Below are 13,148 nucleotides of genomic sequence, written 5' to 3'. Positions count from 1 at the left end.
AAGAACCCAGCCTAGGCTGGGTTCTTTATTTGTGTCTGAGTGACTCTTTGAGGAGCCAGGCTAACCTTCAGGCCTTGAAGGTCAGTGAAACCTTGAGTCCGCCTAGTGCCGGGCTCTTGCAGAAGTCGATATCCAACTGATACTGCTCGGCAATATCCTTGACTATCGACAACCCCAGCCCATGACCATTGATCTCTTCATCCAGGCGATTGCCGCGGCGGGTGAGGGTTTGCATGTTTTCCTCTGCCACCCCTGGGCCGTCATCTTCGACGCTGACATACACCAGTCCTTGATGTTGCCACACCCTCACCAACACCTGGCTTGAGGCCCACTTATAGGCGTTGTCCAACAGGTTACCGAGCAGTTCCATGCCGTCTTCTCTGTGGATTGGTAGCCTGGGAATACCATCACTGATATCGAAGCGCCAGCTAATCTGCTTGTGTCTATGCACCTTGTCCAGGGTCTGGCACAGGCTCTCCAAATCCCTTGGCAGCACCAACTGTGCCGCCGGCAGCATATCGCCTGTGATCCGCGCCGCCGCCAGTTTACGCTCTATCATCTTGTGGATCTGATCCAGTTGTTGCTCCAGTGCCCTGGCGGTATCGGGATCTTTCAGCCCCAGCGCTTCTACCTGCTGGCGCATCACTGCCAGTGGCGTCTTCAGGCCGTGGCTGAGATTGCCCAGATTATTGCGGCTGCGCTGAATTTGGTTACTCGTGTATTCAAGCAGCTCGTTGTAGGTTTCGGCCAGAGGTTTGACTTCGGGAGGAATGGTCTCCAGCGACAGCGAGTTGATCTCCCCCTCCCTGAGTTTGGCCAGCGCCTGTTTTATCTGCTTCACCGGCTTGAAGGATTGCCGCAATACCAGAAATATTCCCAGGATCATTGCCAGCAACATGGCCAGGTTGACACTCAGTTTGGTGCCATAAACCTCGGTAAATACCTTGCGGCCTATGCTGAGATCCTGTGCCACCGTCAGGGTGGCATTGATCTTCTTGCTACTTGAGGTCAGCCCCAAAGACAACAGTTGAATGTCGTGATTCTGTGGCCCTTTGGTTTGCCAGGCACGGGTTTGCCCTGGCTCCAATTGCACTATTTCCAGGCGTTGATCCCACAAGGAGCGGGAGCGGATCTCCCGATCCGGCAGATTGAGCTGGTAGTAGCGCCCGGAATAGGCGGGTTTGTAGAAGCCGGAAAGCAGGCTCTGATCTATCAGGATCTCACCGTCATTGAGGTGAGTGGCCAGCGCCACTTGCTCCAGATCTTCCTGCAAGCGGTTGATAATAGAGTCGTGAAATGCCTGGCGCAGCATGGATTCCATAAACGCCAGGCCTATCAGGGTACTCAGTAACACCAGTGCTGTCAGCCACAGGCTCAGCTTGGTGCGGATGGACATCATCAGGATTGGCTGCCGTGAAAGATATAACCTTGGCCGCGACGGGTTTCTATCGCTGTCTTACCCAGTTTCTTGCGCAGATGGGTGACATAGACCTCGACCACATTGCTCTCTTTCTCATCATCAAACTGGTACAGCTTGTCGGTGATCTGTGCCTTGGAAAGCAGCTTCTTGGGCGACATCAAGAAGATCCGCAGCAAGCGAAACTCCATGGCGGTCAGGTCGAAACGTTGACCATTGACAGTCACAGTCTGCTCGGCTTCATCCAGACTGACGCCACCGAAGTTCAATTGCTTGCCGGGCACAGTGGCACGGCCATGGGTGCGGTGGATTATCGCCTGCAGTCTGGCCAGCAGTTCCTGGGTGTGAAAGGGTTTGCCCAGATAGTCGTCGGCACCGGCATTGAAGCCTTCAACCTTTTCATGCCACTGGCTGCGGGCGGTCAGCATAATCACAGGAGTGGTCAGCCCCTGCTGACGCCATTTTTCCAGCAACTGCAAGCCGTTGCCATCGGGCAGGCCGATATCGAGAATGATGCAGTCATACTGGGTTTCTTTGACCAGATAGTCGGCTTCTATGGCTTTGTCGGTCACATCCGTGACATAGCCTGCTTGCTTTAGTTGTTTTGCCAGTTCTTCAACCAGCAGGGCATTATCTTCAACGAGTAGAAGTTTCATTGGGACGACATTCGCTCGGTAATGGGATTAGATCATCGTGTAAACCTGTGCCTGCATTCAGACTCAGACTGACGATATGGCCATGTTCGACTTTTATCTGCAAATCATAACGCCATTCACCCTCTTTCTGATAGAGATGAGCGTCAATCAATTTGCCATGGCACACCCATTGTAGCTGAGAGAGAGTGGCATCCAGGGAGAGGATCGTCCCGGATTTCACTAATTCCTTGGCGATATCGTGATCGGGTTCCAGGTGGGGACTGGCCACTTCAGCCTTTGCAGTGCTCAAAGTCAGGCTAATAAAGCAAATGAAAAATAGCCCTCTCAATTGATGCTCCTGAAAAACAAAAGTGGCCAAGGTTATTACCTTGGCCACTCTATAGAATCAGGCTTAAATCAAGCTGAAGCTGGCTTAGCGGGTACCGTAAACTACTATGGTTTTACCGTGCGCCTGGATCAGGTTCTGCTCTTCCAGCATCTTGAGGATGCGGCCCACGGTTTCGCGGGAGCAGCCAACAATCTGACCGATTTCCTGACGGGTGATCTTGATCTGCATGCCGTCTGGATGTGTCATGGCATCAGGCTGTTTAGCCAGATGCAACAGGGTCTGAGCGATGCGACCGGCCACGTCGAGGAAGGCCAGGTTGCCCACTTTCTGGCTGGTGCTTTGCAGACGGTGTGCCATCTGAGCGGCCAGCTTCATCAGGATCTCAGGGTTAACCTGGATCAGCTGCTTGAACTTCTTGTAAGAGATCTCAGCAATTTCACAGGCTTGCTTGGCGCGAACCCAAGCGGTACGCTCGGCTTGCTCTTCAAACAGACCCAGTTCACCGATAAAGTCGCCCTGATTCAGGTAAGAGAGGATCATTTCCTTACCTTCTTCATCTTTAATCAATACGGCAACAGACCCTTTTACTATGTAATACAGAGTGTCTGAATCTTCACCAGCATGGATCAGAGTGCTTTTGGCTGGATACTTATGAATGTGACAGTGTGATAAAAACCACTCCAAAGTCGGATCTGGTTTTGGCTTACCAATCAGAGCCATGCCTATGTTCCTCGATTGATTAAAACGAAAGTAAGGATATTCTAAATAAGGATTTTACGTCAATATCAAAGAGTAAACTTTGAACCAAGTCTTAGTTTAGACTGAGTGAATCAACGCAATTAAATCGCTAATCTTGGTTATCATTCTGATACTTTAGTGATACATGTCAACCAATACAGATTAAAAGCCCCTGGAATCGCTCCAGTCTGTAGGTTAAATCACATCTTCTTCACCTTGCTCACAATTCGCCAAGCCCATTGAGAGCTACTATTAGCGTTTTATTGGTGGATTGACCTCGACTTTCACGCCGGGTTCGGGCTAATTTATGAGTCTGTATGCATAGATTATCAAAGGGTATCAGAGTGAAATCTCCCTTAATTGCAGCGGCTGCCATGTTGGCCTTGAGTCTGTTCAGCGGACAGTTACAGGCCTTTGCCATTCCCCAGCCAAGCAAGGAAATTGCCGCCAGCAAACTGGCCTATATTCAGCTCAATGCCGCAAATGGTGAAGTGGAAGCTCAGTACCTGCTAGGTTTGATGTATCTCTCCGGCCGCTTCGTTGCCGAGGACAAAATTGCCGGCCTCGCTTGGCTGACCAAGGCTGCCGAAGGGGGCGAAACCAAGGCGCAGCAAACCCTGGCAGACCTGGCATTTGAAGGCAAGTTGATGCAGCGGGATCTGGCGCTGGCCGAGCGTTGGTATCTGCCGTTGGCGGAGCAGGGCAACCATTGGGCCAGGTTCAGACTGGGTTTCCTCTATGCTTCAGGTGGTGAAGGGGTTAACCGCCATTGCGGCAAGGCGGTGGCGTTTTTCAGCTCGGCCGGTGATGACATCTCTCTTGGTAATGCCGCCTGGATCCTGGCCACTTGCCCCGAAGCCAAGTACCGCGATGGTGGTCGGGCGTTGGCGCTTGCCAAGCAACTACTGGAAGACAACAATCAGGACCCCACCAATCTCGATAACTTGGCGGCAGCTTACGCCGAATTAGGGGATTTTACCGCCGCGGTGGCGACTCAGCAGCAGGCCATTGCAGCGCTGGAGCAGTCGCAGGATCTCAGTAAGGCGCTTGAATTCCGGCAGCGGCTGGAGAGTTATCGCAGCCACAAGCCTTACCGTGAAGTGGTGCCCTTGATGGAATAACGCCCGTTGTGAATGCTTCAAGCCGATACGGATAATCCCTTTGCTGAACGCTGGGGTTTTTGCTGTGGTTGATTGTGTTTGCGTCAGAGGAAGAAACTGACGCTTGCATGGAGAGCACGAATTCGGGCAATAAAAAATGCCCATTATGGGTAATGCCGATCAGTTAAGACAGATCGCTTGACGATCTCACTGAAAGGATCAAAATCCGATGACCCCATGTCATCGGATTTTTTTATGCAACTTTCAGAAGCTTTGGCGCGTACTCATATCAATCGTCTTACCGAATTCACCTGTCTGGCCGATGTACTTGAGCCTGAGTTAATTCAGTCGTGCCTTGATTCACATGGTGTTGCCAGTTTAAGACGACGTAAGTTACCTATGGATGCCATGATTTGGGCGGTGATTGGTATGGCTCTGTTCAGAGGCGAGTCCGTCCGTTCACTCATCAATAAGCTTGATATCGTCTTACCGCAAGAGGTGGATTACGTTGCGCGCAGTGCTGTCACGCAAGCGCGTAAGCGATTGGGCTCTGACGTTGTTCAGGATGTGTTTAAGCGAAGTGCCAAGACCTGGCATGAAAGAGCAGAGCATCCTCATTGGTGTGGGCTCAACCTCTACGGTGTCGATGGTGTCGTGTGGCGAACACCTGATAGTGAGCAAAACAATCAGGTGTTCGCCAAAACCGCCAACGCTTCTGGTGATGCTGCCTATCCTCAAATTCGCATGGTTTGCATGATGGAGTTAAGCAGCCACCTGGTATTGAACAGTGCCTTTGATTCTGTTGCTGTCAGTGAAATGAATTTAGCCGCCGAACTGATATCAAGCATACCCAATAACAGCCTGACGCTGTTTGACAGAGGCTTTTATTCGTTGGGGCTTTTGCACGCCTGGCAACAGGCTCAACCGAACAGTCACTGGCTGCTGCCGTTGAAGAAAGGGACACAATATGAAGTGGTACGCTCTTTAGGAAAACACGACCAACTGGTGCAGTTAGCCACCACGCCTCAAGCCAGAAAGAAGTGGCCTATGCTACCTGACAATATTGAAGCTCGCTTACTGACAAAGACGATAAAAGGTAAGTCGGTTTCCATTTTGACCTCATTAACAGACCCCTTGCGTTATCCGGGGGCAGAGATAGCGGATTTATATGCCCATCGATGGGAGATAGAAGTGGGCTATCGGGAGATGAAGCAGCATCTTCTGGAGAGTCGCTTTACGTTGCGTAGTCAATTGCCAGAGTTGGTTATCCAAGAATTGTGGGGGGTACTATTGGCCTATAACCTCATCAGATACAAGATGATGTTGATGGCTAAGAGCTTACCGTCGTTACATCCGAACCAATTAAGCTTTAGAGATGCATCGAGTTATATCATTTTTAAACTGACTCAACTGTCATCTCAAACGCCTGGAAATGTCCCGAGAGAGGTCTTGGACATAGTGCGTAATGCGAGGCAGTTCAAGCTTGATGGGAAACGGGATAGAGCCTATCCACGTGCGTTAAAAATGAGTAAAAACAAGTATCCCATTAAGCCTAAGAAAAATGCCGTTCACACTAAGTGAACGGCATTACCCATTATGGGCATCTAAAATAGGGTAGGTTGTTGACATACTCAAGGGAACAAACAGATCAAGATGGGGGAATCTATCCCCAAGAGTATGTCAACCATCAGTATTTCGCCTGAAATCCCGATGACTGTAATTTACCCCTTTAGACTTAAATCAAACTTAATCGAGTCTGAAGCCAAAGTTTATCTGCATCCAGCCTATTCAATATCCTGCTCCAGCAGGGCTTGGCGCTTATCCATCAGGTCTTTGATCAGCGGTGTCAGAATAAGCTCCATTGCCAGTGACATCTTGCCTCCCGGCACGACCAGGGTGTTAACCCTGGACATAAAAGCCCCCTGGATCATCTTCAAATAATAGGGGAAGTCGACATTGTTGATGCCGCGAAAGCGGATCACCACAAAGCTTTCGTCCAGGCTGGGAATATCCTTGGCGCTGAAGGGGTTGGAGGTATCTACCGTAGGAACCCGCTGAAAATTGATATGAGTGCGGGAGAATTGTGGCGTCATATGATTGATATAGTCGTCCATCGAACGCACGATTGAGCCCATCACTTTTTCACGGGTATGGCCGCGCTCAGAGGTATCGCGAATGATCTTCTGGATCCACTCCAGGTTGACTATGGGTACCATGCCAATCAAGAGATCCACGTGCTGGGCAACATTGCTTTCGCCGGTCACTACACCGCCGTGCAGCCCCTCGTAGTAGAGCATATCCGTGTCTTCCGGCAGCGGTCGCCACTGAGTAAAGGTACCCGGCATCTGGTTGTAAGGCACGGCTTCATCGAAGGTATGCAGGTAGGAGCGGGTTTCCCCTTGCCCCGTGCCGGCATAGTCGGAAAAACACTTCTCCAGACGGGCAAAGTCATTGGCTTCCGGGCCAAAATAGCTGATGTTGCGGTTTTCGGCCTTGGCCTTGCGGATCATCACTTCCATTTCGGCGCGGGTATAGTGGTGAAAGCTGTCCCCTTCCACCATGGCCGCGTTGATCCCCAGTTGTCTGAAGATGTGACTGAAGGCGGTTGTGGTAGTCGTGGTTCCGGCACCCGATGAACCTGTCACTGCGATAATTGGATGTTTTGCAGACATTTTTCCTACCTGTTTCAAAGAGCTTGGGCTGCAGGCCGACGCTGTGGTTATCTGACCCGTTAACCTTTAGTTAACTACTTATAAAGGAATGCAGGGGGACGGGTCAATCGTCGACAAGTGGGGTACGCCGCATGATCTCCTCGCGGGAGCGGATGGCAACAGACTCGTCATCTTCGCTGAATTCTACCAGTAAATGGCCGCTCTTGAGCGCCAGGCGGCACTTGCCGATGGCCTGCTCCAACGCCTTGTCACCCAGGGCATCGAAACTGCCGTCTTCCACCTGGGAAAGCAGGTATTCCTTAATTAGGTTATCCAGGGTTTCCTTGGGCAGTTGCAGCAGGGATTCATAGGGTATCAGCATGGGTTGACTCCGTCAGATAACGCAGCAATCGCTGCTCCAGATAATAGCGTGGCTGCCACGGTGTGCCGCCCTCAATAAAGCCCACATGGCCGCCATTGGCATGCAGCTCATATTCGACGCAGGCGGGTAAATGCTCCAATGAAGGGATTACCGCGTCAGTCATAAAAGGGTCGTCTGCTGCATGCAGTATCAGGGTCGGTTTGGCTATCTTGCCCAATAAAGGCAAGGCGCTGGCCTTTTGATAATAGTCATCGACACCGTTGAAACCGTGCAGTGGTGCAGTCACCTGATGGTCAAAATCATAAAAGGTGTTCAGCCGTTTGATGGCCTCACCATTCAGCGGCAACTGGCTGTTGCCCCGCTCGAGTTTCAGCAGCATTTTTTGCTGCAATTGGCGGATAAGATAACTTTGATAAACCTTGGAGAAGCCTTTCTCCAACCGCTTGGCACAGGATGCCAGCGCCAGCGGTGCCGATACCACGGCGGCGCGGCTGAGCAGGCTTTTATCTGCAAATTCTCCCTGGTACTTGGCCAGTACATTGCCGCCGAGACTGTAACCTACCGCCAGCAGAGGCGAATGGGGATAGCGCTGCTTCAGGGTTTGCAGGCTATGGCTGATATCGGCCGTATCACCACTGTGGTAACTGCGCGCCAGGCGATTGTCTTCACCCGAGCAGCCTCTGTGATGGTGCACTACGGCTGCCAGCTCCTGCTTCTGACACTCGCGCAGCAGGCGGCGGATATAGTGGGAGTCGGCGCTGCCTTCCAGCCCGTGCAGTATTACCAACAAGGGCTTACCCGGGATTGGCGTCTTGAGCCAGTCGAGGTCGATAAAGTCGCCATCCTCCAGCTCCAGCCGTTCACGCCGCAGTGGTAGCCCTGCCACCTTGGTCAAAACAGGTATGATCGTTTGGAAATGGGGGCTCCTGGCCCACCAGGGCGGACGAAAACTACTGCTCATGGGATCTCGCTTGCGAAATGGCCTATTGCCGTGGGCACTTTGCTGTGGTTAATTGGTTATTGGCAGGATTGTAACACAGATGTCAGCACAGCTGAGTGCAGGGGAATGACAGGAGGACAGGCATGCAAAGACGGCAGTTTCTGCTTTGGGCTTTGGGGGGAACCAGTGCATTGGCATTGGGTGTCAGCCTCTATGAGGAGGAGGAAATCGCCAACCTGAGTGAGCATGAAAAGCCCCATGACCTTCTGCTTGGTGCCTTGATCCCCGTGTTGCTGGAAGGGGCATTGCCGGAGATTAACAAACATAGAAGCAGTGCCATCAATCGCACGCTGGATGCGGTCAATCAAACCCTGAAATGGCTACCTAAGGCCCAGCGTCAGGAGTTGGAACAACTGCTCGACATCCTGGAGAACCGCTTTGGTTTACTCTTGCTGAGTGGCAGCATGACGCCTCTGATGCTGCGCAGCCCCAATGAATTGGTCGAGATGCTGGAATCCTGGCGCAGCTCTTGGATGGAGCTGCTGCAACAAGCTTATCTCGGTCTCAGAGAGTTGTTGATGGCAAGCTATTATGCCTGCCCTGAGCATTGGGACAGACTCAACTATAACAAGCCAAAACTGGCACTCTGATACCCGACTGGAGACACATTTGCCGATAGCTGATCCCATTTTGGCCGGGCTGGCCGCAGGTTGGAAACATACAGATGGAGCCTCTTTGACCGAGGATCTTGAACTGGAGACGGATGTTGTCATCATAGGCACAGGTGCCGGCGGTGGCACGGCGGCTGAAGTATTGACTCAGGCGGGGCTCAGAGTCTTGCTGTTGGAGGCCGGGCCGCTCAAGTCATCCCCTGACTTTGTCATGGAGGAGCGCCGCGCCTATCCAGAACTCTACCAGCAAGCGGCGGCCATGAAGACCCAGGATAAGGGGATCAGTATTTTCCAGGGTAAGTCGGTCGGCGGCTCCACCACAGTCAACTGGACTACTTCGATTCGCACCCCCAAAGCCACTTTGGATTATTGGCAAAGCCTTGGGGTTAAAGGTTTGTCCCGCAGCGAGCTGGATCCCTGGTTCGACAAGATGGAGCAAAGGCTCAATATCAGTCGCTGGCCGATAGATCCCAACCGCAACAACCAGGCCCTCAGGGATGGCTGTGTCGCGCTTGGCTGGGACTACACAGTTATCAAACGCAATGTGCTGGGCTGCTGGAACACGGGGTACTGCGGTATGGGTTGCCCGGTGAATGCCAAGCAATCCATGCTGGTCACCACAATACCGGCTGCCCTGAATGCCGGAGCAGAGTTATACAGCCATGTTCGCGCCGAGCGCTTCGAGCATCATGGTGAGCGGGTTTTTGCCCTCAGAGCCGAGGCGCTCGATGGCTATAACAAGCCCACTGGAGTCAAATTGATGATCCGCGCCCGTCATTATGTGGTGGCGGCTGGGGCAATCCACACTCCGGCATTACTGCTGCGTTCACAAATGACAGATCCCTATCAGCGCCTCGGCAAGCAGACCTGTTTACACCCAACCGTGCTCAGTGGCGCCCGCTTTCGGGAGGCAATCAATGCCCACTCCGGGGCACCGCAGTCGATATATTCGGATCAGTTTGTTTGGCAAGATGGGGCCACTGGTCAACCAGGATATAAGCTGGAGGTACCGCCGGTACATCCTGTGCTTATCGCCTCCAAAACTCTGGGCTATGGGCCACAGCATGCCGAGCTGATGTCCTGGTTCAATCATCTGCAGGTCACCATAGCCCTGATCCGGGATGGCTTTTCGCCGGAATTGCCCGGTGGCCAGGTATTGCTGACAGATAAAGGCACTGCCCTGGATTACCCTCTGACGCCGGCCTTGTTTGCCGCCGCCAGAAGGGCCTTTGCCAGCATGGCCGAGCTGCAGTTTGCCGCAGGCGCCGAGCAGGTTATGCCCATCAATGAGGGCGCCGGAATTTTGTCCTCCTGGCAAGAGGCCAAACAGGTTATTGCCGACATGCCGCTGGCGCCACTGAAGACCATAGTGGCTTCGGCGCATGTGATGGGTGGCTGCGCCATGGGGGAAGACAGGCAGTTATCCTGGGTGAGCAGCGAAGGCCAGGCGCATTACTACAGCAATCTGTCGGTGATGGATGGCTCTGTATTCCCCAGCAGTTTGGGAGCCAATCCACAGCTGAGTATCTATGGTTTGACTGCGCGCAACGCCAGCTTGCTGGCCCGGAGGCTCAAGCCTGAGCCAGCAGAGCAGGATGTTGCTGAGGGCTGAGGTTGAACTGTGCCAGATAGGTACTGAGATTGTGTTGCTTGTCTTCAGTGACGCTGCGAGGCAGGCCATTGAGTTTGTGCAATATCAGCTGCTGCCCTCTGCGTTCCATCATCAGCTCGACATCCAACATCTGTTGGTACTCGGCTTGTCCCAGGTTGGGTTTGGCCAAGCGTCTCAGCCGCCGATAGGGGCGCAGAATGCCGCTTTCCCACTGCTCAACTTCGCTGTGGAGCTGGGACCATGATCCCTGGTTGAGGCTAACGCCTTTGTTGTCCAGAGTCAGCGCCAGCAGCAAGAGGTTGACTATCAGGCCGTGTTCGTCCTGCAGTTTTATCAGCAGGCTTTCCAGCGCCGGGTAAAGTGTTTCACATTCCTGCCAAAGACTAGAGGTAAACAGACTCGTATGTGGCACGCTTTTCTCCTTGCTTGCAATCTCAACACCCGGGTTTCCCCGGCTCAAAGGCCTGACTCGGCTTCGATGGTGTCTATCTCTTCCTGAAGTTCCAACCAGTTCATTTCACTCTCTTCCAGCGCCTGCGAAAGTTGGGTGCGCTCGGCGAGGATCTCCGTCAGTTTGGGCTTTTGCTCGGCCTCGTAGAGAGAAGTATCCGCCAGCAGATTTTCCAGCTCCGCCAATCTGTCGGTAGCCTGGCTTTGCTCGGCTTCCAGTTTGGCCTGACGTTTCTTCAGCGGCGATAGTTTTTGCCTCAATTCAGCTTCCAGACGCTTTTGCAGCTTCTTGTCCTGGGCCGGTGAGGCTTCGTCAACCTGAGACATACATGCCGTTGCGGCTTTGGCGGCATCCAGCAACCACTGGTGATAGTCATCCAGATCGCCATCGAACATCCGCACTTCGCCGCCATCGACCAGGTAATAGTCGTTGCAGGTGAGTCTCAGCAGGTGACGGTCGTGGGACACTATCACCATGGCGCCTTCAAAGCCCTGCAGCGCTACGGTCAGGGCGTGGCGCATCTCCAGATCCAGGTGGTTGGTGGGCTCATCGAGCAGCAATAGATTGGGGCGTTGCCAAACCAGCAGCGCCAGCACCAGACGGGCCTTTTCACCACCGGAGAAGGGACGCACTTGGGCAAGTGCCATATCGCCCTGGAACCCAAAACCACCGAGGAAGTCTCTCAACTCCTGTTCGCGGGCATTGGGGGCCAGGCGCTGCAGATGCTGCAGCGGGGTATCATCCAGCTGTAGAAACTCTATCTGATGCTGGGCAAAGTAGCCGATATTGAGCCCGGGATTGGGCTCGTACAGGCCGCGCATGGGCGAGAGTTGCTCAGACAGCAACTTAATCAGGGTGGACTTACCGGCACCGTTGCGCCCCAGCAAACCGATGCGGGCGCCGGGTACCAGATTGAGATGCACCTTGTTGAGAATAGCCTTGTCGCCGTAGCCAACCGACACATCTTCCATCTTCACCAAGGGGTTGGGCAGCGCATCCGGCTCGCGAAACTCCATATAGAAAGGGCTGTCGGCCTTGGAAGGCATCAACTCAGTCATCCTTTCCAGTGCTTTCAGGCGGCTTTGGGCCTGTTTGGCCTTACTGGCCTTGTAACGGAAGCGGTCCACAAAAGACTGCATGTGCGCACGCTCTCGCTGCTGGCGTTCATAGGCCACCTGTTGCTGGGCCATACGCTCGGCGCGAGTGTGTTCAAAGGCGCTGTAGTTACCCTTGTAGAAGTTGAGTTTCTGGTGTTCCACATGGACGATTTCGTCCACTATGGCATCGATAAAGTCACGGTCGTGGCTGATCAGCACCAGCGTACCCTGATAGGATTTAATCCAACCCTCCAGCCAGTACATGGTATCCAGATCCAGGTGGTTGGTGGGTTCATCGAGCAGCAATAATTCCGAGCGACACAGCAGTGCCTGCGCCAGATTGAGACGCATCCGCCAGCCGCCGGAGAAACTCTTCACCGGATGGCTCTGCTGGGCCTCGGTAAAGCCAAGACCTGCCAGTAGGGTACCGGCACGGGCGCGTATGCTGTAGCCGCCTACGGCATCAAGCTTGCCGTGCAGTTCGGCTATCCTGTGGCCATTATCCTCTGCTTCAGCTTTCGCCAGCTGGGTTTCGAGCTCGCGAAACTCACGATCGCCATCGAGCACATATTCCAGTGCCGATACCTCCAGCGCCGGGGTTTCCTGGGCGACAGTTGCAATGCGCCACTGGGATGGCACGCTGATCTCGCCTTTGTCCAGGTGTAGTTGCCCTAAAATCAGGGCCAGCAATGAGGACTTGCCCGTACCGTTGGCGCCGACTAATCCCACCTTGTGGCCGGGATAAATAGTCAATGAGGCCTCGTCAAGCAAGGTCTTGGTGCCACGGATCAACTGGGCATCGGAAATGGTGATCATGAATACTGCTTTGGAATACGCTGAATTTATGGGGCCAGATGATAGCCCAGAACCCCGGCCTCAGGCTATAGCAGCAACACTTTGCTGTGAGCTGGCACCTGGGTAAAAGTAGTTCATCATTTCGAATGAAAGACTCCCCTCAAAAGTATAGTTTTACGGCTAACGACGCGAAAAATATCGGAAAAAGCCAAAGTTTCAGATATTTCTGAGCTGCTTTTTGTAAAAACTTGCAGTACCATCCAGGCGCGCTCAAAAAAGCGCCACAGGAAACAAGGAGTTTTACCAAGGG

The 13,148-nt window shown here is 53.1% G+C and carries 13 protein-coding genes; 4 read left to right on the top strand and 9 right to left on the bottom strand.

Annotated elements, in window-relative coordinates:
• Positions 1–67 precede the first annotated feature (67 nt).
• The 4 genes from ACSHSR_RS18475 to crp are packed head-to-tail and all read right to left on the bottom strand — an operon-like array spanning position 68 to position 3,121.
• Entirely contained in the window at positions 68–1,399 is a 1,332-nt protein-coding gene (locus ACSHSR_RS18475; RefSeq protein WP_025011306.1) for an ATP-binding protein, read from the bottom strand.
• The gene (locus ACSHSR_RS18470; protein WP_025011305.1) at positions 1,399–2,073 is read right to left on the bottom strand and encodes a response regulator transcription factor; all 675 of its coding nucleotides are present in this window, start codon (positions 2,071–2,073) and stop codon (positions 1,399–1,401) included. The genes ACSHSR_RS18475 and ACSHSR_RS18470 overlap by 1 nt, the downstream gene beginning before the upstream one ends.
• Positions 2,054–2,431 carry a PepSY domain-containing protein gene (locus ACSHSR_RS18465; RefSeq protein ID WP_231473520.1) on the bottom strand — a complete coding sequence of 126 codons (378 nt, stop codon included), beginning with the start codon at positions 2,429–2,431 and terminating at the stop codon, positions 2,054–2,056. Before ACSHSR_RS18465 ends, ACSHSR_RS18470 begins: the two co-directional genes overlap by 20 nt.
• Before the next feature lie 54 nt (positions 2,432–2,485).
• On the bottom strand, positions 2,486–3,121 hold the full coding sequence (gene crp / locus ACSHSR_RS18460) for a cAMP-activated global transcriptional regulator CRP (RefSeq protein ID WP_025011303.1): 636 nt from the start codon (positions 3,119–3,121) through the stop codon (positions 2,486–2,488).
• A 356-nt stretch (positions 3,122–3,477) separates the two neighbouring features.
• On the opposite strand from crp, the gene ACSHSR_RS18455 reads away from it, so the two are divergent.
• Together ACSHSR_RS18455 and ACSHSR_RS18450 are read left to right on the top strand one after the other, a co-directional pair.
• Positions 3,478–4,260 carry a tetratricopeptide repeat protein gene (locus ACSHSR_RS18455; RefSeq protein ID WP_025011302.1) on the top strand — a complete coding sequence of 261 codons (783 nt, stop codon included), beginning with the start codon at positions 3,478–3,480 and terminating at the stop codon, positions 4,258–4,260.
• Between the two features lie 234 nt (positions 4,261–4,494).
• Positions 4,495–5,820: an IS4 family transposase gene (locus ACSHSR_RS18450; protein WP_208184440.1), complete on the top strand. Its 1,326-nt coding sequence runs from the start codon at positions 4,495–4,497 to the stop codon at positions 5,818–5,820.
• 203 nt (positions 5,821–6,023) lie between these two features.
• Here ACSHSR_RS18450 and ACSHSR_RS18445 read toward each other — a convergent pair whose 3' ends face one another.
• From ACSHSR_RS18445 to ACSHSR_RS18435, 3 genes are all read right to left on the bottom strand, one after another.
• Complete coding sequence (locus tag ACSHSR_RS18445) at positions 6,024–6,911, bottom strand: phosphoribulokinase (RefSeq protein ID WP_025011301.1); 888 nt, start codon at positions 6,909–6,911, stop codon at positions 6,024–6,026.
• A 103-nt stretch (positions 6,912–7,014) separates the two neighbouring features.
• A complete protein-coding gene (locus tag ACSHSR_RS18440; protein WP_025011300.1) occupies positions 7,015–7,272 on the bottom strand; it encodes a YheU family protein in 258 nt (85 codons plus the stop codon).
• Positions 7,256–8,233: a hydrolase gene (locus ACSHSR_RS18435; protein WP_479631031.1), complete on the bottom strand. Its 978-nt coding sequence runs from the start codon at positions 8,231–8,233 to the stop codon at positions 7,256–7,258. Before ACSHSR_RS18435 ends, ACSHSR_RS18440 begins: the two co-directional genes overlap by 17 nt.
• A 122-nt stretch (positions 8,234–8,355) precedes the next feature.
• Here ACSHSR_RS18435 and ACSHSR_RS18430 point away from each other — a divergent pair, with 122 nt between their 5' ends.
• Both ACSHSR_RS18430 and ACSHSR_RS18425 read left to right on the top strand, forming a co-directional pair.
• A complete protein-coding gene (locus ACSHSR_RS18430; RefSeq protein ID WP_025011298.1) occupies positions 8,356–8,862 on the top strand; it encodes a hypothetical protein in 507 nt (168 codons plus the stop codon).
• A 19-nt stretch (positions 8,863–8,881) separates the two neighbouring features.
• Complete coding sequence (locus tag ACSHSR_RS18425) at positions 8,882–10,495, top strand: GMC family oxidoreductase (RefSeq protein WP_479631030.1); 1,614 nt, start codon at positions 8,882–8,884, stop codon at positions 10,493–10,495.
• Here ACSHSR_RS18425 and ACSHSR_RS18420 read toward each other — a convergent pair.
• Positions 10,455–10,907 carry a DUF2390 domain-containing protein gene (locus tag ACSHSR_RS18420; protein ID WP_096141983.1) on the bottom strand — a complete coding sequence of 151 codons (453 nt, stop codon included), beginning with the start codon at positions 10,905–10,907 and terminating at the stop codon, positions 10,455–10,457. The two genes, ACSHSR_RS18425 and ACSHSR_RS18420, sit on opposite strands and share 41 nt — an antisense overlap.
• Before the next feature lie 44 nt (positions 10,908–10,951).
• Positions 10,952–12,859: an ABC transporter ATP-binding protein gene (locus ACSHSR_RS18415; protein WP_096141982.1), complete on the bottom strand. Its 1,908-nt coding sequence runs from the start codon at positions 12,857–12,859 to the stop codon at positions 10,952–10,954.
• Positions 12,860–13,148: the final 289 nt, after the last annotated feature.

The sequence above is a fragment of the Shewanella sp. VK101 genome, assembly GCF_056497865.1.
Note: the sequence above shows the minus strand (reverse complement) of the source record. Positions and strands in the feature narration are given on the sequence as shown.